The 22,252-nt window shown below is 63.7% G+C and carries 20 protein-coding genes; 7 read left to right on the forward strand and 13 right to left on the reverse strand.

From position 1 onward, the window contains the following. Positions 1-155: 155 nt before the first annotated feature. Together P3C39_RS19770 and P3C39_RS19775 are read right to left on the reverse strand one after the other, a co-directional pair. Complete coding sequence (locus P3C39_RS19770; protein WP_063170027.1) at positions 156-1,232, reverse strand: quinone-dependent dihydroorotate dehydrogenase; 1,077 nt, start codon at positions 1,230-1,232, stop codon at positions 156-158. After that, positions 1,229-1,579: a DUF952 domain-containing protein gene (locus P3C39_RS19775; protein WP_224618725.1), complete on the reverse strand. Its 351-nt coding sequence runs from the start codon at positions 1,577-1,579 to the stop codon at positions 1,229-1,231. Before P3C39_RS19775 ends, P3C39_RS19770 begins: the two co-directional genes overlap by 4 nt. Before the next feature lie 186 nt (positions 1,580-1,765). Between P3C39_RS19775 and P3C39_RS19780 the strand changes: the two genes are divergently transcribed. Both P3C39_RS19780 and P3C39_RS19785 read left to right on the forward strand, forming a co-directional pair. Continuing rightward, positions 1,766-2,194 (forward strand): hypothetical protein, encoded by a 429-nt coding sequence (locus tag P3C39_RS19780; RefSeq protein ID WP_013533615.1) that lies wholly within the window; start codon positions 1,766-1,768, stop codon positions 2,192-2,194. A 120-nt stretch (positions 2,195-2,314) separates the two neighbouring features. Continuing rightward, the gene (locus P3C39_RS19785) at positions 2,315-2,974 is read left to right on the forward strand and encodes a response regulator transcription factor (protein WP_024503139.1); all 660 of its coding nucleotides are present in this window, start codon (positions 2,315-2,317) and stop codon (positions 2,972-2,974) included. 4 nt (positions 2,975-2,978) lie between these two features. On the opposite strand, the gene P3C39_RS19790 is transcribed toward P3C39_RS19785, so the two are convergent. From P3C39_RS19790 to P3C39_RS19800, 3 genes are all read right to left on the reverse strand, one after another. Next, a complete protein-coding gene (locus P3C39_RS19790) occupies positions 2,979-6,464 on the reverse strand; it encodes a PAS domain-containing hybrid sensor histidine kinase/response regulator (RefSeq protein WP_275954040.1) in 3,486 nt (1,161 codons plus the stop codon). A gap of 120 nt (positions 6,465-6,584) precedes the next feature. Next, positions 6,585-6,860, reverse strand: coding sequence for a type II toxin-antitoxin system RelE/ParE family toxin (locus P3C39_RS19795; protein ID WP_013533612.1), 276 nt, complete (start codon positions 6,858-6,860; stop codon positions 6,585-6,587). Next, positions 6,850-7,059: a hypothetical protein gene (locus P3C39_RS19800; protein ID WP_024503137.1), complete on the reverse strand. Its 210-nt coding sequence runs from the start codon at positions 7,057-7,059 to the stop codon at positions 6,850-6,852. Before P3C39_RS19800 ends, P3C39_RS19795 begins: the two co-directional genes overlap by 11 nt. Before the next feature lie 399 nt (positions 7,060-7,458). Here P3C39_RS19800 and mscL point away from each other — a divergent pair, with 399 nt between their 5' ends. Beyond that, the gene (gene mscL, locus P3C39_RS19805) at positions 7,459-7,881 is read left to right on the forward strand and encodes a large conductance mechanosensitive channel protein MscL (RefSeq protein ID WP_013533610.1); all 423 of its coding nucleotides are present in this window, start codon (positions 7,459-7,461) and stop codon (positions 7,879-7,881) included. Between the two features lie 112 nt (positions 7,882-7,993). Beyond that, positions 7,994-9,160 (forward strand): pyridoxal phosphate-dependent aminotransferase, encoded by a 1,167-nt coding sequence (locus tag P3C39_RS19810; protein WP_013533609.1) that lies wholly within the window; start codon positions 7,994-7,996, stop codon positions 9,158-9,160. Positions 9,161-9,232: 72 nt separating this feature from the next. On the opposite strand, the gene hemA is transcribed toward P3C39_RS19810, so the two are convergent. Then, a complete protein-coding gene (gene hemA, locus P3C39_RS19815) occupies positions 9,233-10,510 on the reverse strand; it encodes a 5-aminolevulinate synthase (protein ID WP_275954039.1) in 1,278 nt (425 codons plus the stop codon). Between the two features lie 267 nt (positions 10,511-10,777). Between hemA and galE the strand changes: the two genes are divergently transcribed. From galE to P3C39_RS19830, 3 genes are all read left to right on the forward strand, one after another. Beyond that, the gene (gene galE, locus P3C39_RS19820) at positions 10,778-11,773 is read left to right on the forward strand and encodes a UDP-glucose 4-epimerase GalE (RefSeq protein ID WP_064995687.1); all 996 of its coding nucleotides are present in this window, start codon (positions 10,778-10,780) and stop codon (positions 11,771-11,773) included. 106 nt (positions 11,774-11,879) lie between these two features. Beyond that, positions 11,880-13,130, forward strand: coding sequence for a D-amino acid dehydrogenase (locus tag P3C39_RS19825; protein WP_275954038.1), 1,251 nt, complete (start codon positions 11,880-11,882; stop codon positions 13,128-13,130). 1 nt (position 13,131) lies between these two features. Then, positions 13,132-14,958: an alanine racemase gene (locus tag P3C39_RS19830; protein WP_275954037.1), complete on the forward strand. Its 1,827-nt coding sequence runs from the start codon at positions 13,132-13,134 to the stop codon at positions 14,956-14,958. Here the strand turns inward: P3C39_RS19830 and P3C39_RS19835 are convergent, their stop codons facing one another. The 7 genes from P3C39_RS19835 to P3C39_RS19865 form a co-directional block, all read right to left on the reverse strand. Continuing rightward, a complete protein-coding gene (locus tag P3C39_RS19835) occupies positions 14,959-16,335 on the reverse strand; it encodes an FGGY-family carbohydrate kinase (protein ID WP_275954036.1) in 1,377 nt (458 codons plus the stop codon). After that, positions 16,332-16,649 (reverse strand): L-rhamnose mutarotase, encoded by a 318-nt coding sequence (gene rhaM, locus P3C39_RS19840; protein ID WP_275954035.1) that lies wholly within the window; start codon positions 16,647-16,649, stop codon positions 16,332-16,334. Before rhaM ends, P3C39_RS19835 begins: the two co-directional genes overlap by 4 nt. Next, positions 16,649-17,644, reverse strand: coding sequence for an ABC transporter permease (locus tag P3C39_RS19845; RefSeq protein WP_275954034.1), 996 nt, complete (start codon positions 17,642-17,644; stop codon positions 16,649-16,651). The genes rhaM and P3C39_RS19845 overlap by 1 nt, the downstream gene beginning before the upstream one ends. Beyond that, entirely contained in the window at positions 17,641-18,615 is a 975-nt protein-coding gene (locus tag P3C39_RS19850; RefSeq protein ID WP_224673924.1) for an ABC transporter permease, read from the reverse strand. Before P3C39_RS19850 ends, P3C39_RS19845 begins: the two co-directional genes overlap by 4 nt. Further along, positions 18,612-20,153 (reverse strand): sugar ABC transporter ATP-binding protein, encoded by a 1,542-nt coding sequence (locus P3C39_RS19855; RefSeq protein ID WP_024503128.1) that lies wholly within the window; start codon positions 20,151-20,153, stop codon positions 18,612-18,614. The genes P3C39_RS19850 and P3C39_RS19855 overlap by 4 nt, the downstream gene beginning before the upstream one ends. Before the next feature lie 84 nt (positions 20,154-20,237). Then, positions 20,238-21,233: a rhamnose ABC transporter substrate-binding protein gene (gene rhaS, locus P3C39_RS19860; RefSeq protein ID WP_013533599.1), complete on the reverse strand. Its 996-nt coding sequence runs from the start codon at positions 21,231-21,233 to the stop codon at positions 20,238-20,240. A gap of 55 nt (positions 21,234-21,288) precedes the next feature. Then, complete coding sequence (locus P3C39_RS19865; protein ID WP_013533598.1) at positions 21,289-22,098, reverse strand: DeoR/GlpR family DNA-binding transcription regulator; 810 nt, start codon at positions 22,096-22,098, stop codon at positions 21,289-21,291. Positions 22,099-22,252 lie beyond the last annotated feature (154 nt).

Raw genomic sequence — 22,252 nt, forward strand, 5'->3', positions numbered from 1 at the left:
CTGATTTGCGCCAATGACCCGCCGCGCTGGCGGGTTTTTTTTTGATGCGCCGTTGGCCAACGCTCGGCGAAACCTCCGAAGGAGCCCGTCGACCCGAGTTCGTTGCACCATCTGCGAGCGGGCCGTCAGCCGCGACCTGCGCTCCTGAGAGCAGTTCAGAGTTGCCTGGACGCCCAGAAGTCGAGGCGGCTGTCGCGCAACTCGCAAATCGACTTCAGCCGTTCTTTTTCGACGAAACGGGCCATTCCGGAAAGAATACGGCCTGGCAGCGAAGGCCCGGCATAGATCATGCCGGTGTAGAGCTGCACCAGATCGGCACCCGCACGGATCTTGTCCAGCGCCGTATCGGCGGAATCGACGCCGCCGACGCCGACGATGGCAAGCTCCGGCCCGAGCAGTTTGCGCATCTTCGCCAGCACGATGGTCGAACGCTCGAACAGCGGCTTGCCGGAGAGCCCCCCGCTCTCGCGTGCGGTGTCGCCGCTGCGCAGTGGCGGTCGGGAGATGGTGGTGTTGGAGACGATGACGCCGTCCACCCGCTTTTCCGTGACTTCGGCGGCGATGTCCTCCAGCTCTGCCTCGACCAGATCCGGCGCGATCTTCAGGAACACCGGCGGCTGGGCGCTTGCCGCGGCGCGCGCGGCCATGACCCGCGACAAGAGCTCGCCAAGCTGCTCACGCGCCTGCATGTTGCGCAGGCCCGGCGTGTTGGGCGAGGAGATGTTGACGGTCAGATAGCTGGCGTATTGCGCAAACCGGGCGACGCCGCGCTCATAGTCGCCGATGCGGTCGCTGCTGTCCTTGTTGGCGCCGATGTTGACGCCGACGATGCCGCCACGCCCCTTGCGCGCGGCAAGGCGCTTTTCGGCCGCTGCATGGCCTTCATTGTTGAAGCCCAATCGGTTGATCACCGCATCGTCGGCCGTCAGCCGGAAAATGCGCGGCTTCGGATTGCCGGCCTGCGCCAGCGGCGTGATCGTGCCGACCTCGGCAAAGCCGAAGCCCAGGCCAAGCAGCGCGTCGGGCACTTCGGCGTTCTTGTCATAGCCGGCCGCCATGCCGAGCGGATTAGGGAAATCGAGGCCGCAGATGCTGACCGTCAGCCTGTGGTCGCGGATCGCTGGCGCACCAACCGGAACGCCGCATCGCAAGGCCGCGATCGACAGGCCATGCGCGGTTTCCGGATCGAAGGCGAACAGCAGCTTCTGGCCGAGCCGGTCGAGCACGCTCATTGCCCCTCCAGTGCCGGGAACTGGTGCACACCATCGGAGCCAAGCGGCAGTGGCTGGACCCACAGCACAGCCTTGAGGCCGAGCGGACCATAAAGATGCGGAAACAGCGCACCACCGCGCGAGACCTCGTATCTCAGCGCAGCACCCAGGCTGGCGCCGTCGATGGCGACCAGCAGAAGGTCGGTCTGGCCGGCAAAGTGCTTTGCCGCCGTTTCCTTGACCTGCGCCGCCGTGGAGAAGTGGATGAAGCCGTCTGCGACATCAATCGGCGCGCCGGTGAAGCGGCCATGCGTTTCGGCCTCGCGCCAAAGCGCCTGCGGGGTTATCTTGTAGATAATCTGAGACATGGTTGCGCTATAGAGCAGTTCCAGGAAAAGTGTGAAACGGTTTTCCCGGGAAAAGCGCATAGCGCTTTCCCTTGGGAATTGCTTCAAAAGGTTCCGAACCAGCCATTCGGGAAAGGCCACGCCAAGGGTCTTCCCCATTTCCGGCGCAAACATGCGATATCTGAGGCCTTTCCCATGGAGGACAACATGCGTCTGCAGCACATCTTGATCCCCGCCGCGCTCGTTTCGCTGGTCGCGGCTTCAGCTTATTCGGAAGAAACCGACCGCTACCGGCTGGAAAAGTCGGCCACCGGCTATATCCGCATGGACACCCAGACCGGCGCCATGTCGATCTGCGACGAACGCTCCGGCCAGCTCGTCTGCAAGATGGCGGCCGACGAACGCGCCGCTTTCCAGGACGAGGTCGACCGCTTGCAGACCTCGATGAAGGCGATGGACGAGCGCGTCACCAAGCTCGAGAATTCGCTCTCCGCCCGCCTCGAATCGAAACTGCCGAGCGAAGAGGATTTCAACAAGACGATGGGCTACATGGAGCGCTTCCTGCGCGGCTTCATGGGCATCGTCAGGGATATGGACAAGGACAACGGCGCCCAGCCCAATTCGCAGAAGACCTGAGCGTTTCAACCACGGGAGGCGGCGCACTGGCTTTGCCGCTTGAAAACAGCGCGCAGCCGCTCATAATCGTCCAGTTGAACCCGAAAAGCCAAAAATCATCGGGGATTCGGGGAGGGACATTTGCCGGCAGGCTATTCTTTCGTCATCGCCGACGATCACCCGCTGTTTCGCGGTGCGCTGCGCGAAGCGCTCGCCGGCATCGGCAATGTCGCCGCCATCCATGAAGCCGGCGATTTCGAGAGCGCCAAGGCGCTGGTCGTGGCCAACGAGGACGTCGATCTGGTGCTGCTCGACCTGTCGATGCCGGGCGCCAGCGGCCTCTCCGGCCTGATCTCGCTGCGTGGCATTCATCCGGCGGTGCCGCTGGTCGTGGTGTCGGCGCATGACGATCCGGCGACCATCAGGCGGGCGCTCGACCTCGGCGCTTCCGGCTTCATCTCCAAATCGGCCAGCATGGAAGAAATCCGCAGCGCCGTGCAATCGGTGCTTGCCGGCGATATTGCAGCACCCGTCGGCGTCGATCTCGGCATCGAGCGCGACCCTGAAATATCCGACCTGATCAAGCGGCTGCAGGCGTTGACGCCGCAGCAGACCCGGGTGCTCGGCATGCTGGCCGAGGGCCTGCTCAACAAGCAGATCGCCTATGAACTCGGCGTCTCTGAGGCCACCATCAAGGCGCATGTCTCCGCCATCCTGCAGAAGCTCGGCGTCGACAGCCGCACCCAGGCGGTGATCCTGCTGTCCAAGATCGGCAGCGACCCGCTGCAGCCGGCGGGTTAGACCCCTATTCCGCCGCCGGCGCCAGCGGCCTGACCCTGGCCATCATCGAGCGCAGTACCGCTGGTTTGAGCGGTTTGTTGATCACCGCAATCTCGAGCCCGCCGGCGGCCGTGCGCACCTCGTTGGAGCGGTCGGCGGTGACCAGCACGGCCGGCAGGGTGTCGCCATGGATCGCACGCAGCCTGACGACGAGTTCGAGGCCGGTTTCGCCGTCGAGATGGTAGTCGGCAAGGACGATGTCCGGGCGATGTATCTTCGCGGTCTCCAGATCCTTTGAACCGGACGCGGTGTCGACGTTGCAACCCCAGCCTTCGAGCAGGAGCCGCATGCCTTCGAGGATGCGGGCGTCGTTGTCGATGCACAGCACGTGCAGACCGGCCAGCGAGGCCGTCGCGCGGGCGGGAGCCCTGGCTTCGATCTCGCGTCGTGCCTGCACGGCCGCGACGGGCAGGATAACGGAGAATCGCGTGCCCTTGCCCGGACTGGAAAAGATGCGGATCTCCAGGCGCAACACCCGAGCGATGCGGTCGACGATGGAGAGGCCGAGACCGAGGCCCTCGGCCTCGCGCGCGCCCTCGTCGAGCCGGGTGAACTCGCGAAAGACGGTGTTCAGCTTGTCGCCGGCGATGCCGATGCCGGTGTCGATCACCTGGATCTCGGCCAATTCGCCGCGCCGCCTGACGCCAACCAGGACGCGGCCGCGGCGCGTGTATTTGATGGCGTTGGAGACGAGATTCTGGATCAGGCGGCGCAGCAAATTGCGGTCCGTCGTCACCGTCAGCGATGACGGCATGATGGTCAGCTCGAGCTTCTTTTCGGCGGCGAGCGGGCGGAAGTCGTTGCCGATCTGGCGCAGCAATCCGTCGAGGTTGAAGGCGGTGTCATCCGGCTTCATCGCGCCGGCATCGAGGCGGGAGATGTCGAGCACGGCGCCGAGAATGGTCTCGACGGATTCCAGCGAGGATTCGATGTTCACGGCCGCCTTGCCGGCAGGCCCCTTGCCGGCCTTCTCGATCAGCGAGGAGCAATAGAGCCGGGCGGCGTTCAGCGGCTGCAGGATGTCGTGGCCGGCGGCGGCGAGGAAGCGCGTCTTGCCGAGATTGGCCTCCTCGGCCAGCATCTGTGCCTGCGCCAGTTCCTCATTGACCCGGGTCAGCTCGATGGTGCGCGTCTTGACGCGCTGCTCCAGCGATTCATTGGCACGCTTCAGTGCCAGGTCCTGCTCGACGCGCCCGGAAATGTCGGCATAGGTGGCGACGATGCCGCCGTCCGGCATCGGGTTGGAACGCAGTTCCAGGATGCGGCCCGAGGTTTTCAGCTCCATCTGCCACGGACTGACGAAGCTGGTCAGCCGGTTGAGCATGGCCACACGCTGATCGGCAGGGATGTCGCCGCGCTCGGTGAGATGGCGCAGGATGCGGTCGAGCGAGACGCCGACCTGGCCCATCTCGTCGGGCAGGTCGAACAGCGCCCGGTACTGGCGGTTCCAGCAGATCAGGCGGAAATCGCGATCGAAGACGGTGATGCCCTGTTCCATCTGGTCGAGCGCGATCTGCAAGAGGTCGCGGTTGTGCTGCAGCGCCTCGGTGGCGTCGTCGAGCAAGCGGAAGGCATCTCGGGATTCGCGGTCGTGGCGCCGAAACAGCAGCGACAGGATCAGCCGTGCCGAGGAGGAGCCGACGGCGCTGGCCAGCAGCTGCTCGGAAAAGCGGATGACGTCCATGCTCGCCTGTTCGTTGCCGTGCAGCGAGGTTCCGTTGGTCTTTTCGAACGACTGGAAAGAGCGCTCGGTGCGCTCGACGCCGAGATAGCGCCCGATCGTGTCCTTCAGGTCGTTGACGGTGATGGCGGTGCGGAAACGGCGCAGGCTGGGCATCGGGCCGGCATCGCGCGGCACGAAGATCGACGCCTGGATGCGTTCCAGCGGCACCGACGCGCGCGACAGCGAGCCAAGCACGAAAAACACCGCATTGATCGACAGGCTCCACAACACGCCGTGGTTCAGCGGTTCGGCGACGGTGCCGAACAGGGCCTGCGGCCGCAGCGCCTCGAAGCCGAACAGCCCGTGCACGATGATGCCGGTATCGGCCGCGGCAAGCGACGGCAGGAGCAGTGTGTAGCCCCAGACGAGGATGCCGGCGACCATGCCGAGTGCCGCACCCCGGCCGTTGGCGCCGCGCCAGATCAGCCCGCCGATCAGGGCGGGGGCGAACTGGGCGATGGCCGCGAACGACATCAGGCCGATCGACGACAGGCGCGCGCTGTTGGTGCTCTCGCGGTAGTAGAGGAAGGCGATGAACAACAGGATGAAGATCGCCCCGCGCCGCACATTGAGGATCAGCGTCGACCAATCCTCGGTCTCGGAGGTCGAGGTCTTGAGCAGGCGGCGCACGAACAGCGGAATGACGAGATCGTTGGAGATCATGATCGACAGCGCCACGCTTTCGACGATCACCATCGCCGTCGCCGCCGACAGGCCGCCGATGAAAGCCGCCATCGCCAGCACATCATGGCCGCTGAACAGGGGCAGCGACAGCACATAGAGATCGCTGCTGGTTCCGGCGCCGACCAGCGACAGGCCGGCGAAGGCGATCGGCAGCACGAACAGGTTGATCGCCACGAGGTAGAGCGGGAACACCCATGTCGCGGTGCGCAGTTCGGCCTCGCCGCGGTTTTCGACGATGGTGACGTAGAACTGCCGCGGCAGCATGATGATGGCAAAGCCGCTGAGGCACGTCAGCACCAGCCAGGTGGCGAGCGAGGTGTTGTAGCTCATCGCCTGCCGGACCTGCGCGTTCTCGGCGAGCTTGTCGAACATGTCGCCTGGGCCGCCGAAGATCAGGAAGGTGACCATCAGGCCGATCGCCAGGAAGGCGGCGAGCTTGACGACGGTTTCGACCGCCACCGCCAGCACCAGCCCGTCCTGGTGTTCGGTGGCGTCGGCGTGACGGGTTCCAAACAGCACCGCGAACAGCGCCAACAGCATGGCGACGACCAGCGAGATGTCGCTGACGAAGGGATCGAACGAAGGCGGCGATCCCGTATAGTGCTCGACCATCAGGCTGACCGAACCGGAGATCGCCTTCAACTGCAGCGCGATATAGGGCACCGCGCCGATGGTGGCGATCAGCGTGGCGATCGCCGCGACGGTGAAACTCTTGCCGTAACGTGCGCCGAGGAAATCCGCGATCGAGGTGATCTTCTCGGTCTTGGCCAGCCGCACGATGCGGTTGAGCAGCGGGAAGCCGAACACGAAGACGAGCACCGGGCCCGTATAGATGCCGAGGAATTCGAGGCCGCGTTCGGAAGAGAGGCCGACCGAGCCGAAGAAAGTCCAGGATGTGCAGTAGATCGCGAGGCTGAGCGCATAGATGAAAGGCCGCCCCCGGCTCGGCTCGGAGATGGCCGAGCGGCGGTCGCCGAGGCTGGCGATGGCAAACAGCAGCGTCACATAGGCGACCGCGATGATGACGATGAACAAGCCCTGCACGCTTGAACTTTCCTCCTCTGCCGTCTTTCTATCCGGCTTGCCCGGACGCAACCACAGCTTGGCGTCCGAGTCCATTGCAGAGCTGTGCAGGACGGCTATCAGGGCGGCGCGTCGGTGTCGTTATGGTGAAGATCGCCGCTGAGCGCCGTGGAAAATACGGCCAATGACGACCTCCTCCAAACCCATGCGATAAAGGATGATGTGCTTGCCGTGGACGAACTGATGGGTCCTGCCTTCATAGAGCCGGCCCATACTCGGATAGTCGCCGAGCAACTCAAACACCGCGTCGAGTTCGCGCAGGTACTTTTCGGCCTGAGTGTGGCCGAAGTTTTCGAAGGTGTGTCGGTAAATGTCTTTCAGATCGCGTTCGGCGCGATGCGTTATCCTATGGCGCATGCGGGAGTTCGGCACGCGCTTCCCGAATAATGTCGTCGATCGACTTTTCGCTGACCGGGCTCTCAAAACCTTCGTTGATCGCCGCCTGAATCGCTTTCCGCTTCTCGTCGGGCGAAAGCGCGTCAAACCAAGCGCGCTGCTCCTTTGTTGGAGCCGCCCACGGATAAACATCAATGCTGATGGTTTCGAGCATGTTCATGAGAACATTATAGGCGAAAACGCCTATAATTTCCAGAAATTCAATGCTGGCTTTGCCGTGCCGTCAATGCGGGAAACCTTGCAAAGAGCGATTGATCGCTCGCGTCAACAACCAGGGGCCCATGCCGTGGTCGGCGGCAATCTGGTCCGGCGTGGTCGTTTTGCAGTGATTCGGCGGCATCTGTGTCGATTTGCATCGCGGAGATATGAAATTTCACGCCCTTGTACGCAACGCGTCAAATTCGGCAGAGCTGCCGTCCAAAGTGCCGTAAGGTAAGGAGAAAGCGGTTGTTTTCTCCCTTTTACCCATGTTGCGTCAGGAGGTTTTTGTTATGTTGCCTCAGGTCGATGCCGCAAGGACGGAAACGGCAGCTCGGCCAGTCACGACAAGGAGGGTCGAATGCTGAAAGAATTCCAGGAATTTATTTCCAAGGGCAATGTGATGGACCTTGCGGTCGGCGTCATCATCGGCGCGGCCTTCGGCAAGATCGTCGATTCCCTTGTTAACGATATCATCATGCCGATCGTCGGCGCGATTTTCGGCGGCTTGGACTTCAACAATTATTTCCTTGGCCTCTCCTCGGCCGTCAACGCCACCTCGCTGGCCGACGCCAAGAAGCAAGGCGCGGTCTTTGCCTACGGCAGCTTCATCACTGTCGCGTTGAACTTCCTCATCCTCGCTTTCATCATTTTCCTGATGGTCAAGGCGGTGAACAACATGCGCAAGCGGCTTGAGCGCGAGAAGCCCGCTGCACCGGCCGCTCCGCCGCCCGCCGACGTCGCGCTGCTCACCGAAATTCGCGATCTGCTCGCCAGGCGCTGACCACGGGCAGCATTGCTGGACCAAAACCCCGGTCGTTGGCGGCCGGGGTTTTCTGTTTTCGCATCTGGTAAGGACCGCTGACGAAAACCGCAGACCAAAAACGGATCCGCCTATGACCCTGATCGACAGCTTGCGCACCGAGGCCCGTGCGGCACCCGAAAGTGGCATTGTCGCCGTCGTCAATTACGGCCGCCTGCGCGAAGGCATGATTCCGCTCTGGGCCGGCGAAGGCGACCTGCCGACGCCAGCCTTCATCACCGATGCCGCGTCGAAGGCGCTGGCCGGCGGCGAGACATTCTACACCTGGCAAAGGGGCATCCCCGATCTCAGGCAGGCACTCTCCCGTTACTATGCCAGGCATTTCGGCAAGAATTTCCCGGAGGAAGAATTCATCGTCACCGGCTCCGGCATGCATGCCATCCAGCTGGCGCTCGACGCGCTCGCCGGCGCCGGCGACGAGGTGGTCTACCTGTCGCCGGCCTGGCCGAATTTCGATGCCGCAGCAGGGATAGCGGGAGCCGTCCCAGTCGCGGTCACGCTCGATCATTCCGGCAATGGCTGGTCCTGCGACGTCGAGAAGATCGCCGCTTCGATCACGCCGCGCACAAAGGCGCTGTTCATCAACACGCCGTCGAATCCGACCGGCTGGACCGCCGATCACGAGACCTTGCAGGCGATCCTCGCTCTGGCGCGCGCGAAGAACCTCTGGATCATCGCCGACGAGATCTATTCACTGTTCCACTACGGCCACGGCCGCGCGCCGTCCTTCCTCGACATCGCGTCGGCGGAAGACCGTATCCTGTACGTCAACTCCTTTTCCAAGAACTGGGCGATGACCGGCTGGCGCGTCGGCTGGATCAAGACGCATCCGAGCTTGCAGCAGGTGTTCGAGAACCTGATCCAGTATTCGAGCTCCGGCGTCGCCCAGTTCATGCAGCGCGGTGCGGTCGCCGCCCTTGACGAGGGCGACGCCTTCGTTGCCGAACAGGTGGAGCGGGCGCGCAAGGCGCGCGACCTTGTCTGCGGCATCCTCGGCGCCACCGGCCGCGCTGGGTTTACGGTGCCGCAGGGCGCGTTCTATCTGTTTTTCACCGTCGAGGGCATCACCGATTCACGCACCGCTGCCTTCGACATCGTCGACAAGGCCAATGTCGGCCTGGCGCCAGGCACCGCTTTCGGCCCCGGCGGCGAGGCGTTTTTGCGGCTGTGCTTCCACCGCCGTCTCGACCAGATCGAGGAAGCGGCACACCGGCTGGCGAAGTGGATGAAGAACGCCTGAGCCGCTGACGAAGCCCGAATTGAAATCGCTCCGGCGAGCCAGATGGCCGCCGGAGTAGAGTTCCAAACGGCATCAGCCGCCTGACTTGGGCACCAGCAATGGAATGATGCGGTCGCTCTTGGCCACCGAAGGCCGACCGGCGGAGCCGTAGGGGATACCGAGCGCATCCCAGGTCTCGGCCAGCGCATCCTGCAATTCGGCGATCAGCGCATCGGAATGGAACGGCGTTGGCGTGATGCGCAGCCGCTCGGTGCCGCGCGGCACGGTCGGGTAGTTGATCGGCTGGATGTAGATGCCGTGCACGCCGAGCAGGCGGTCGCTGGCCATCTTGCAGGCCTCGGGATCGCCGACCAGCAGCGGCACGATGTGCGTCGGCGAATCCATCACCGGCAGGCCGGCGGCCGACAGGATGTGTTTGGTTCTCGCGGCCTGCTGCTGCTGGGCGTCGCGCTCGGCCTGCGAGCGCTTGAGATGGCGGATCGACGCGGTCGCGGCGGCAGCGATCGCCGGCGGCAGTGCCGTGGTGAAGATGAAGCCCGGCGCATAGGAGCGCACGGCGTCGATCACAGCGCTGGTGCCGGTGATGTAGCCGCCCAGCGTGCCGAATGCCTTGGCCAGCGTGCCTTCGATGATGTCGATGCGGTCGGCCAGGCCTTCGCGCTCGGTGATGCCGCCGCCGCGCGGCCCGTACATGCCGACGGCATGGACCTCGTCGATATAGGTCAGGGCGTTGTAGCGCTCGGCGAGTTCGACGATCTCTTTGATCGGCGCGATGTCGCCATCCATCGAATAGACGCTTTCGAAGACGATCAGCTTGGCGCGTTCGCGCCCCGCCGCCTGCAAAAGGCTTTCCAGATGCGCCACGTCATTGTGGCGGAAGATCTTCTTCTCGGCGCCGGAACGCCGCACGCCTTCGATCATCGAGGCGTGGTTCAATTCGTCCGAGATGATCAGGCAGTTGGGCAAAAGCTTCGCGATGGTCGAGATCGAGGCTTCGTTGGAGACGAAACCGGAGGTGAAGACCAGTGCCGCTTCCTTGTCGTGCAGGTCGGCAAGCTCCACCTCGAGCTCGACCAACGGGTTCGAGGTGCCGGAAATGTTGCGGGTGCCGCCGGCGCCCGAACCCATCTTGCCAGCGGTATTCTGGAACGCGGCGATGACGTCGGGATGCTGGCCCATGCCGAGATAGTCGTTGGAGCACCAGACGGTGATTTCCTCGGCACGGCCATTGGAACGCCAGATGGCGCGCGGGAACTTGCCCGCGATCCGCTCGAGGTCGGCGAAAACGCGGTAGCGACGCTCGGCATGGAGCTGGTCGATCGCTTCCTCGAAAAACCGCTGATAGTTCATGTCGCCTTCCCAATTTTTGCGCGGGATCATAATCATTGGCCTGTTGGTCGTCCACCTGGCCTTTTTGGTCAAAATGCCACGCCCCGGACCTGTTCCTAACGACCGCGGATCGTGGCCTATTCCCTTGATGTGGATGAACTTTGTTTCAGGACAATGCCACTGGCCGGCAATGCCGGTTACCAGGGGTTCCAATGGCCGTGCGGCGGGCTTTCCAGTAGAGCGGGGTTGAGACAGTTTCCGATAAATCTTGGATAAGCGAGGACGCGGATGACAGTTTTGGTGACAGGCGGCGCCGGTTACATCGGCAGCCATATGGTCTGGGAGCTGCTGGATGCCGGCGAAAGCGTGGTCGTTCTCGACCGTCTTTCCACCGGTTTCGAATGGGCGGTGGCGCCGGAGGCCAAGCTGGTCGTCGGCGATGTCGCCGACAAGGAATTGGTCGGCGCGGTCATTAGGGAGAACAAGGTCGACGCGATCATTCATTTCGCCGGCTCGATCGTGGTTCCGGAATCGGTCGCCGACCCGCTCAGCTATTATGAGAACAACACCTCGAAGACGCGCACGCTGATCGAAACCGCGGTGCGCGAAGGCGTGCCCAACTTCATCTTTTCCTCGACCGCCGCCGTCTATGGCGGCGCCGGGCTGGAGCCGGTGCGCGAGGACGCCCGCCTGGCGCCGGAATCGCCCTATGGCCTGTCCAAGCTGATGAGTGAGTGGATGCTGCGCGACGCGTCGATCGCGCATGGCCTGCGCTATACGGCGCTGCGCTACTTCAACGTCGCCGGCGCCGACCCGAAGGGCCGCACCGGCCAGTCGACGCCGGGCGCAACCCATCTGATCAAGGTCGCTTGCGAGACGGCACTTGGCAAGCGGCCGTTCATGCAGGTGTTCGGCACCGATTATCCGACGCCGGACGGCACCTGCATGCGCGACTACATCCATGTCAGCGACCTGGCGGCGGCGCATCGCCTGGCCTTGCAGCGGCTGCGCGCCGGGGGACAAAGCCTCGTCGCCAATTGCGGCTACAGCCATGGCTATTCGGTGCTGGAGGTCATCGACAGCGTGCGCCGCGCCTTTGGCCATGATTTCGAGGTGAAGATGGGTGATCGCCGCCCTGGCGATGCCGCGGCGGTGGTCGCCAATTCGGATCTCGCCCGCGCCGAGCTCGGCTGGACCCCGCAACGCGACGATCTCGACCAGATCGTCGCCGACGCGCTCGCCTGGGAGCGCATCCTGACCGGCAAGAACTCCGCGCGCGGCTGAGCCGGGTTCTCCCAAGGGCTCGCAAGGCGGGCAGCGAAGCGCTATTGAAGGCGTTCGCGGCAAGGCGCGGAGGCGCGGCGCCGCGAGGAGATCTTGGGGGAATGGCATGAAAATAACGGTGCTCGGGGCCGGTGTCGTCGGTACGGCGGCCGCCTATTATCTGGCCAGCGACGGCCATGAGGTGACGGTGATCGAGCGCCATCCGGCGGCGGCACAAGGCACCAGCCAGTCCAATGCCGGCCTGGTGTCACCGGGTGACGCCACCGCCTGGGCCTCGCCGGCGGCTTTGAAGACTTTCCTGCGCGGGCTCTACAACCATGATCTCGGCATCAAGGTCAGGCTGCGCCTTGATCCCTATTTCCTCGCCTGGAGCCTGCGTTTCCTGCGCCAGTGCACGGTGGCGCGCCTGCGCGCCAACACCGACATCAAGCTCAGGCTCGCGCTCTATTCGCGCGACTGCATCAATGCGCTTTCGGAAGCGACCGGCATCCATTACGACGAGCGCAAGAAGGGCATTCTCTATTTCTTCCGCTCGCAAAAGAGCCTCGACACCGGCACCGACAATTACCGTTATCTTGCCAAGCACGGCCTGCCGATCGAAATCGTCGGCCGCGACCGGCTGGTCGAGCTGGAACCGGGCCTTGCCGGCGTCAAGGACAAGATTGCCGGCGGCGTCTATTCGCCAACCGACCAGACCGGAGATTCCAAGCAGTTTGTCGACAGGCTGGCCGCCTATGCGGCCGAGAAGCTCGGCGTCAAATTCCTGTTCGGCACGACAGTCGAAGGCCTCGACATCGAGGGCGACCGGGTGCGCGCGGTGATGACTTCGGCCGGCCCGGTCGCCGGCGATGCGGTTGTCATCTCGATGGGGCCGGAAAGCGGCCTGCTCGGGCGCCGTTACGGCATCGACCTGCCTGTCTATCCGGTAAAAGGCTATACCGCGACGATTCCCCTGGAGGACGAAAGCAAGGGACCGACCATGGGCGGCGCCGACGAGGACCGGCTGATCGGCTATTCCAGGCTGGGCAACCGCTTGCGGATATCCTCGACGGCCGAATTCACCGGCTTCGACCGCACTTTCAAGCCCGCCGATTTCAAGACGATCATCAGCACCGGCAAGGATCTTTTCCCGGGTGCCTTCGACGAGAAGAAGGCTGTGTTCTGGGCGGGTCTGCGCCCGATGATGCCGAACTCGGTGCCGGTCATCGGCCAGGCGCGCTACAAGAATCTCTATCTCGACACCGGCCACGGCCATGTCGGCTGGACCATGGCCTGCGGCTCGGGGAAATTCCTTGCCGACCTCGTTTCCGGCCGCAGGCCGGAGATCGACCCGCAGGGGCTGGTTTACGGGGGCTAGGATGTCGGGACCGCAAGTCGCCATCGACCTTGGTCGCATCGAGCGCAACGCGCGCACCATCGTCGAGCGCTGCGCGATGTCGGGCATAAAAGTGTTCGGCGTCACCAAGGGCACTTGCGGCATGCCACAAGTGGCACGCGCCATGCTGCGCGGCGGCGTCGCCGGCATCGCCGAATCGCGTTTCGAGAACATCCGCCGGCTGCGCGACAGCGGCATCAACGCACCGATCATGCTGCTGCGCAGCCCGCCGATGGCGCGGGTCGAGGAGGTGGTGCGCACCGTCGACATCAGCCTGCAATCGGAACTCGCCACCATCCGCGAAATTTCGCGCATCGCCGAGCGCATGGGCCGCGTCCACGACATCATGCTGATGATCGATCTCGGCGATCTCCGCGAAGGCATCTGGCCGAACGACCTGATCCCCACGGTTGAGCAGATCCTGCAGTTCAAGGGCGTGCGCATCGCCGGCATCGGCACCAATCTCGGCTGCTTCGGCGCCATCATGCCGACGCCGGAAAACCTTGGGCAGCTCGTCGCCCATGCCTACAAGACCGAGCGCCTGTCCGGCAAAAGCCTCGACGTGATTTCCGGCGGCGCCTCGTCGTCGCTGCCGCTGCTGCTCGAAGGCAGGCTGCCGGCCGGCATCAACAATCTGCGCGTCGGCGAGGCGATCCTGCAAGGTGGCGTCGAGACCTTCCGCGATGTGCCATGGGCCGAGCTCGAGCCCGATGCCTGCCGGCTGACCAGCGACATCATCGAGGTCAAGCTCAAGCCGTCACGGCCGATCGGCCAATCGGGCTACGACGCCTTCGGCAACCAGCCGGTCTTCCCCGACGAGGGCGATAGGCTGCGCGCCATCGCCAATATCGGCCGCGAGGACGTGCTGGTCGAGGGGCTGACGCCGATCGCCAGGGGGATCCGGGTGCTGGGCGCCTCCAGCGACCATCTGCTTTTGGACGTCGCCGATGCCGACCCGCCGCTGGCCGTCGGCGACCGCGTCGCCTTCCGCATGAGCTATGGCGCCATGCTTTTGGCAATGACCTCGGAATATGTCGAGAAGGCCCCGATGCACGATGTCGAGGATTTTTCCGGCCGCAAGATGGTGCAGATCACGGCCGAACCTGGAGCCGCCGGCATCCTGGCCCGGGAAGGCACCGGCGCGCGGCTGGAAGCGATGAATTTCGACGTCGTCGAATTGGCCGATATCGAGCGGCCGCCATCGGGGCTGATCCGGCTGGCCGCCGGCGCCGATCGTCGCGTCGCGCACAAGGCGCTGACCGCGACGGCGCGAGCCACGCATTCCTTCGGCCTGATCTGGATCGATTCCATCGCCGCCCTGATGCCCGAGGACGAGGACGGCATCGACCTGCCGGAAGGTTCGGTCCTGGCGCGCTCGCTTGGCCTCGACCACAAGGCGGGCGCCCTGCAGCCGCAACTGTCTCCCGAAAATGTCGTCATCATCGGCCTGCGCCACGCCGATCCGGCCGAAGCGCGCGTGCTGAAGGACTCACGCGTGTCGGCCTTCACCATGACCGATATCGACGCCATGGGCATGCGCGACCTGATGCATGAAGCGATCCGTATCGCCACATCAGGCACGCAAGGCTTTCATGTCAGCTACTCGCCTACAGTGACCGAATTCGCCGGCTGGGCGGCGGGCTCCGGTGGGCTGACCGTGCGCGAGACGCATCAGGCGATGGAGGCGATCGCGCTCTCCGGCGGGCTGCTGTCGATGGATGTGTCGGGCCTGACCGCGGATCTGGAGCCGCGGATCGGCACCGATGCGGTCAACTTCGTCATGTCTGCCTTCGGCAAACGGATTCTCTGATCAGCCCTGCACTTCCACTGCCGCCCGCCATGCGCTGACATAGTCGACCCAGGCTGGGTCTATAGGCCGTTCTATTCTTTCGCCCTTGCCTTGCGTCGCCGGCCGATCGCATGCCAGCAGCGCCGCGCCGATGCTGGTGCCGGTGGCGGCCTCCGATGCAACCACGGCGCGCGCCGTGGCTGCCGCCAGCATGCCGACAAAGAGCCGGTTGCGGGCAAAGGGGCCTTCGACCGTGGTCGGGCCGTCGGCACCGATCAAGTCGAGGCAGGTCGCCGTCATCAGGGCCAGATAGAATGAGATGGCGGCAAAGCGCTGGCCTTTGTTGATGCCGTCGGCGTTGAGCCATGCCGCGGCATGGTGCGGGAACGGCCCCGAACCCTGCTGGGTCGACGGCAGCAGCAGCATCTTTCGCGTCAGCACGGCGCCGACGTCATCCTCGGTCCACTGCTCCGGCTGATCCTTTGTCAGCACCGAAAACTCGCGGCCGCCCATGAAGCGCGCCGAGGGAACGGGATCGCCGAGCGCGTTGACATTGACCAGCGTGTCGCGCGCGGCATCCAGCGCAATCTGTTTGCCGCCGACCGCCATCGATACCACCCAGGTGCCGGTCGAGACGACGGAGAAAGGCGGCTTGTCGGAGAGAAGATGCGGCAGCAGCGAGGCGTTGGAATCATGCAGGCCGCAGAACACCGGCGTGTGCGGATCCAGTCCGGTTCGCACAGCAACGGTGGGCAGGATCGGGCCGAGGCGATCGCTGGCCGGCCGCACCGGCGCCATCAGGCTCCGCCACTCCAGCCTGTCGACCAGGGATGAAAAATCCGCCGTCCACGGGTTCCACAGGTCGGTGTGGCAGCCGAGCGAGGTGACCTCGTTGGCGGCGATGCCGGTCAGGCGCAAGGCCCAGTATTGCGGGTACATCAGCAGCGCCGCGGCCCTGGCGAATTCCGCCGGGAAGCTCCTCTGCTGCCAGAAGAATTGTGCTCCTAGATTGAGGCCGAGCGGCAGGCGCGGCGTGCCGGTCTCGGCAAAAGGCGGGCGGATCGCGTCGTAATCCTCGGCCATCCCGTCGGGGCCGTCGAACTCATAGTCGAGCACCGGCAGCACCAGTTCACCCGCCGCGTCGACCAGCACGCCGGTCGCGCCATGGGTGGTGATCGAAATGGCGTCGATGCGCTGTTCGCGGTTCAGGCCGGCAAGGCTTTCGAGGATGAATGCCCACAGTGCCTCGACATCGTGATGTGGGTAAGGCGCCTGCCGCACCGGCGCATTCGCCATGCGGCGCAGCGCCACCTCGCTCAACGCAGCGAGGTCGACCAGCGCCACCTTGGCGTTGGTCTTGCCTATGTCGATGACGGCGATGTGGCGCATCGCAGTCATGCCATATGGAACATTGTTTCCAGCTTCACGGCCACCGGCTCGTTGTCCGGCCTGGTTTCCATGATGTCGGCCATGTGGGCCCACCAGCGCTGCATCACCGACTGCCCGGGCAATTCGTCCATGCGGTGGTCGTCTTGCCGCCACAGCACACCGAACAGGATATTGGTCTCCTCGTCGAGATGGATGGAATAATCGGAGACGCCGGCCTGCTTTAGCAGCGCGACCAGCGACGGCCAGATCTCGTCATGGCGCTTCTTGTACTCTGCCTTCATGCCGGGCTTGAACATCATCTTGAACGCGTATTTCTCGGCCATCAACGCCCTCCGCGCAGCCGCCGCCAGATGATCGGCAAGGCGATGACGATGATCAGCAGCAGGCCGATGAAGATCGACATGACGATGCCCGGCACATTGAGCAGGCCGAGCCCGAAGGTCACCAGCCCCATGATGAAGGCGGCGAGCACGACGCCCAGAATGCTGCCGGCGCCACCGAGGATACTGACGCCGCCGAGCACCACCATGGTGATGACTTCGAGTTCATAACCCTGCGCGATCGAGGGCCGCGTCGAACCGAGGCGCGAGGTGATCAGCACCGAGGCGATGCCCGACATCAGCCCGGTCAGGCAAAACAGGATGAACTTGGTGCGGCCGACGCGCACGCCGGAAAATTGCGCAGCGACCGGATTGTTGCCGATGGCGAAGACGCGTCGGCCGAAACTCGTGCGGTGCAAGAGGAACCAGTAGACGACAGCCGCGATCAGGAACAGCACCAGCTCGAACGACACCACCCACCAGACATAGCCCTGGCCGAAGAAGGCGAAGCTTGAGGGATAGCCTTTGTAGGCCTGGTCGCCGAGGATGATGAAGGCGATGCCGCGAAACAGGCTCATCGTGCCGATGGTGACGACGATCGAGGGCAGGCCGAGCCTTGTCACCAGCAGACCGTTGAAGGCGCCGCAGCCGAGCCCGACAACGATGCCGATCAGCACCAGCACGGGCGTGCCGGCGCCGGCCTGCACCGCCATGCCCATCATGGTCGACGCCAGCGCGATGATGGCGGCCACCGACAGATCGATCTCGCCCGAGATGATCAGCAGCGCCATGGCGAAGGCGATCAGGCCCTTCTCGGTGAAATTGAAGGTCAGATCGGACAGCGAGTACGGATCGAGGAAATAGGGCGAGGCGAAGCTGTTGATGGCGAAGATGGCGACGGCCACCACGACCAGCAGCGCTTCCCAGGAAAAGATCGCCGAACGCAGCGGCTTGTCGAGCCGGTCGGGAATGTGGCGCGGGGCAGGGATGTCGGTCACGCCTCCACCTTTCTGAGGATGATGCGGCCTTGCTGGCGCTCGCCGCGCGCATTGAGCACGACGGCCAGAATGATTGCGCTGCCCGAAATCGCCATCTGCCAGAAGGGTGAGATGTTGATGACCGGCAGCGCGTTGGAGATGATGCCGAGGAACAGCGCCCCTAATACCGCGCCGCCGACCGAGCCGATGCCGCCGGCGATCGAGATGCCGCCGATGACGCAGGCGGCGATGATGTTGAGCTCATAGCCATTGGCGACCTCGACCGAGGCGATCACGTAGCGCGAGATCCAGAGATAGCCCGACAGGCCGCCAATCATGCCGGAGATGCAGAAGACGATGAATTTCGTCCGGCCGACATCGATGCCGGCATAGACCGACGCCGTCGGGTTGACGCCGATTGCGTAGATCGAGCGGCCGAGCGCGGTGCGTGTCATCACAACGAAGAACAGCGCAATGACCAGGATGGCGATCCACGACAGCACCGGAATGCCGAGGAAGGCCGCGCGCTGGAAGCCGATGAAGTCCGGGCTCATCTTGTCGGCATTGACCCAGGCGCCACCGGACAGGACGAAGGTCGCGCCGCGATAGATGGTCAGCGTGCCCAACGTCACCACGATCGAGGGAATGTTCAGCCGCCAGACCAAAAGGCCGTTGATGGCGCCGAGCACAAGGCCGACCAGCAGTGCGACGACGATCAGCAGCGGGATCGGGATCGCCGGATGTGCTGCGTTCAGCATCGCCACCACCATGCCGGTGAAGCAGAGGTTGGACGCCATCGACAGATCGATCGACCGGGTCAGGATGACCACCATCTGGCCGAGCGCCAGGATCATCAGGATCGAGGTGTCGTTGAACACCTGACGCAGATTGGCCGGATCGGCGAAGGCCGGAAAACGCGTCGAGATCAGCCCGATCAAGACGATGATGGCAGCAGCCAGCCAGATTTCGCGGTATTTGAGGAAAGCCTTCATGCCGCGATCCCTGCTGCCGTCCGAACCAGCGTCTCGGCGTCCAGCTCCTTGTTGTCGTAGACCGCCGCGACAAGCCCCTCGCGCATGACCACGACACGGTCGGACATGCCGAGGATTTCGGGCAGCTCGGACGACACCATGATCACCGACAGGCCTTGCGCCACCAACTCGGCCATGAAGCCGTGCACGGCGGCCTTCGAGCCGATGTCGATGCCCTTGGTCGGCTCGTCCAGGATGATCACCTTGGGCGACGTCGCCAGCCATTTGGCGATGACGATCTTCTGCTGGTTGCCGCCCGACAGCGTGCCGACATCCTGGCTGAGCGAAGAGGCCCTGAGGTCGAGTCGCTCGGTGTAGGAGCGGGCCAGATCGAACTCCTCCGACAGCCGCAGCAGGCCGGACTTCGACGTGCGCTTGAGCGAAGGCAGCGAGACGTTCTGGAAGATCGGCAGGCCGATCACCACGCCTTGCTTGCCGCGTTCTTCCGGTACGTAGACGATGCCGGCATCGATCGAATCCGCAGCCGATTTCGGCGCGATCGTCTTGCCTTCCAGCGTGATCGTGCCGGCTGAGGTGCGGGTGATGCCCGATATCGCCTGCATCACCTCGCTGCGGCCGGCGCCGACAAGGCCGTAAAAGCCGAGGATCTCGCCCTTGTGCAGTTCGAAGCCGATATCGTTGAATTCGGTCGGATGCGACAGGCCGGAAACGGAGAGCACCGGTGCGCCGATCTCGGCCTTGCGCTGCGGGAAGATGTGATCGACCGCGCGGCCGACCATGAGGCGCACGATCTGGCTCTGGCCGGCATCCTTGATCAGGCCTTCGCCGACCATCTCGCCATCGCGGAATACCGTGTAGCGGTCGGCGATGCGGTAGATCTCGTCGAACTTGTGGCTGATGAACAGGATCGCCTTGCCGTCGCTCTTGAGGAACTCGATCAGCAAAAAGAGCTCCTCGATCTCCTTCATGGAAAGCGCGGCGGTCGGCTCATCCATGATGACGATCTGCGCGTCGATCGACATGGCACGCGCAACCGCGACCAGATGCTTGTTGGCGATGCCGAGGTCCTTCAGCCGCGCGTCGGCGTCGATATGGCCGGCATGCATGGTGTCCAGCACTTCGCGCGCGTTCTTGCGCATCGTGCGCCAGTCGATGGTGCCGAAACGCGTGCGTGGCGCGTGGCCGAGAAAGATGTTTTCGGCGACGCTCAGATCGTCGAACAGCACGGTTTCCTGGTGGATGGCGGTGACGCCATGGCCGAAGGCGGCATGCGCGCTGGGCAGGGTGACGGCGTGGCCGTCTATGCTGATCGTGCCCCCGTCGGGCTGGTAGATGCCGGTCATGATCTTGACCAGCGTCGACTTGCCGGCGCCGTTCTCGCCGATCAGCGCCGTCACCTGGCCCGGATAGAGCGACAGGCTGACATTGTGCAACGCGCGCACGCCGGGAAAGCTCTTGGAGATGCCGGACAGCGTCAGGCGTGGAGCCGGGGCCGGAGGCCGCTCCTTCACCGCGCCGTGTTGGGCTGTCGTGTCCATAGTCGTATCAAGCCCTGAAACAAGGTTCGTTTAAAGCCGCGGCGGGACGTGAGCCCCGCCGCGTCAGCTCTAGAGAACTCCAGATCAATAGATCTTGGAGAACTTTTCGATGTTCGACTTGTCGAACTGGAAGGGCGGAGCCATTGCAGCCGAGTTGGTGTCGTCGAGCGTGACCTTGCCGACGCGGCCGATCGACAGCGTGGCGCCGGGCTTGGCCTCTTCCTTCTTCACCGCCAGATCATGGGCGAGGTAGACGGCCGAGTAGCCGAGGTCGATCGGGTTCCACAGCGCAACCGCCTGGCTGGAACCGTTGTCGATGAACTTCTTGAACTCGGACGGCAGTGCGAGACCGGTGACATTGACCTTGCCGATCAGGTTCTCGTCAGTGACGACCTGGGCGGCGGCAACGACGCCGACGGTGGTCGGCGCGATGATCGCCTTCAGGTTCGGATAGGACTTCAACAGGCCCTTGGCTTCGTCGGTGCTCTTGGCCGAATCGTCATCGCCGTAGACGGTGGCGACGAGTTTGATCTTGGGGAACTTCTCCGGCAGGATCTTCTTGGCCGCGTCGATCCAGGCGTTCTGGTTGGTCGCGGTCGAGGAGGCCGACAGGATGGCGACCTCGCCGCCTTCCGGCAGGTGGTCGGCGGCGAGCTTGATGATGGTCTCGCCGATCAGGCCGGTGTCGGACGGGTTGAGGTGAAGCTGGCGACCTTCCTTGGCGACGCCCGAATCCCACGAGATGACGGTGATGCCGCGTTCCATGGCCTTCTTCAGCACCGGCACCAGAGCGTCGGCGTCATTGGCCGAAATGGCGATGGCGTTGACCTTCTGCGCGATCAGCGAATTGACCACTTCGATCTGCGCTTCGGCGGTCGCCTTGGTCGGGCCGGTGTATATGATGTCGACATCGCCGAGTTCCTTGGCCGCCTCTTCGGCGCCCTTGTTGGCGGCATCGAAGAAGCCGTTGCCGAGCGACTTCACCACCAGCGCGATCTTGACGTTTTCGGCATAGGCGGCATTCACGAACATGGCGGCTGAGAATGCAGCCGTCACCATCAATTTCTTCAAGAAGCTCATCGAATTTCCTCCCTTGAGCGTTGCATTCCATCGCCGCTGCGAGCGCGAGTTGGCCTCAGGCCTGCAGTGAAGATTCTTCCTTGTTGGTTGCGGATGTGCGGGCGACGATCAGCGTCACGCCGGCGGTCTCCAGCATCTTGGCTTCACGATCCTCGATGCCGTCATCGGTGATGACGGTGGCGATGCGCGACAGGCCGCACAGGATGAGGCTGGAGCGTTTGCGGAATTTCGAGGAATCGACCAGCACCACCAACTCGTCGGCCTGGTCGATCAGTTTCTGCTCCGCCTGGATCAAGAGCGGATCGCCCTCCATCAGGCCGAGCGGCCCCAGACCCTGCGCACCCATGAACATGCGGCGCGCATAGAAATTGCGCGTCACGTCGTTGTCGAAGGGCGACAGGATGATGTTCTGCTCGCGATAAATGGTGCCGCCCGACAGCATCACCGTATTCTTGGAGTGCTTGAGCAGGTGCTCGGCGATGGGGAACGAATTGGTGAAGATCGGCATGCGGCGGCCGGTCAGGAAATGCACCATCTGGAAGGTGGTGGTGCCGCCATTGATGATGATCGGTTCGCCGTCGTTGCACAGCTCGACCGCTTCACGCGCAATCGCCCGCTTCTGCGAGGCGTTGATGGTTTCGTTGACGGAAAAGGGCCGGCCGGCCAGCCCGATGAACTGCGGCGGCGAGATTGCCTCGGCGCCGCCGCGCACGCGGCGCAGGCGCTTCTGGACGTGGAGAGCCGCGATATCGCGCCGGATCGTCGCCTCGGAGGACTCCGTCAGGTCGACCATCTCCTGCACCGTCACCACAGGCTTTTCCTGGACGGCGGACAGAATGATCCTGTGGCGCTCTTTTTCGTGCATGGTTCCTCCCTGCCCGGGCATCTAGGCACCCAAAACGCGCAGTGTCAATCATTTCCAATCATATAATTTCATTGTGCAGTGCAATATGATCGATATTGATCGTTTGTGATTGACAAGCCGACCGCTTCCGTGGAAATTCGGGGCCAAATGGCCG

This window comes from Mesorhizobium sp. XAP4 (genome assembly GCF_029269325.1).
GTDB lineage: Bacteria > Pseudomonadota > Alphaproteobacteria > Rhizobiales > Rhizobiaceae > Mesorhizobium > Mesorhizobium ciceri.

Coding starts and splice junctions, on each gene's coding strand:
- P3C39_RS19770 (WP_063170027.1), bottom strand. CDS start 1,232: ATGAGCGTGCTCGACCGGCTCGGCCAGAAGCTGCTGTTCGCCTTCGAT.
- P3C39_RS19775 (WP_224618725.1), bottom strand. CDS start 1,579: ATGTCTCAGATTATCTACAAGATAACCCCGCAGGCGCTTTGGCGCGAG.
- P3C39_RS19780 (WP_013533615.1), top strand. CDS start 1,766: ATGCGTCTGCAGCACATCTTGATCCCCGCCGCGCTCGTTTCGCTGGTC.
- P3C39_RS19795 (WP_013533612.1), bottom strand. CDS start 6,860: ATGCGCCATAGGATAACGCATCGCGCCGAACGCGATCTGAAAGACATT.
- P3C39_RS19800 (WP_024503137.1), bottom strand. CDS start 7,059: ATGAACATGCTCGAAACCATCAGCATTGATGTTTATCCGTGGGCGGCT.
- mscL (WP_013533610.1), top strand. CDS start 7,459: ATGCTGAAAGAATTCCAGGAATTTATTTCCAAGGGCAATGTGATGGAC.
- P3C39_RS19810 (WP_013533609.1), top strand. CDS start 7,994: ATGACCCTGATCGACAGCTTGCGCACCGAGGCCCGTGCGGCACCCGAA.
- hemA (WP_275954039.1), bottom strand. CDS start 10,510: ATGAACTATCAGCGGTTTTTCGAGGAAGCGATCGACCAGCTCCATGCC.
- galE (WP_064995687.1), top strand. CDS start 10,778: ATGACAGTTTTGGTGACAGGCGGCGCCGGTTACATCGGCAGCCATATG.
- P3C39_RS19825 (WP_275954038.1), top strand. CDS start 11,880: ATGAAAATAACGGTGCTCGGGGCCGGTGTCGTCGGTACGGCGGCCGCC.
- P3C39_RS19830 (WP_275954037.1), top strand. CDS start 13,132: ATGTCGGGACCGCAAGTCGCCATCGACCTTGGTCGCATCGAGCGCAAC.
- P3C39_RS19835 (WP_275954036.1), bottom strand. CDS start 16,335: ATGACTGCGATGCGCCACATCGCCGTCATCGACATAGGCAAGACCAAC.
- rhaM (WP_275954035.1), bottom strand. CDS start 16,649: ATGGCCGAGAAATACGCGTTCAAGATGATGTTCAAGCCCGGCATGAAG.
- P3C39_RS19850 (WP_224673924.1), bottom strand. CDS start 18,615: ATGAAGGCTTTCCTCAAATACCGCGAAATCTGGCTGGCTGCTGCCATC.
- P3C39_RS19855 (WP_024503128.1), bottom strand. CDS start 20,153: ATGGACACGACAGCCCAACACGGCGCGGTGAAGGAGCGGCCTCCGGCC.
- rhaS (WP_013533599.1), bottom strand. CDS start 21,233: ATGAGCTTCTTGAAGAAATTGATGGTGACGGCTGCATTCTCAGCCGCC.
- P3C39_RS19865 (WP_013533598.1), bottom strand. CDS start 22,098: ATGCACGAAAAAGAGCGCCACAGGATCATTCTGTCCGCCGTCCAGGAA.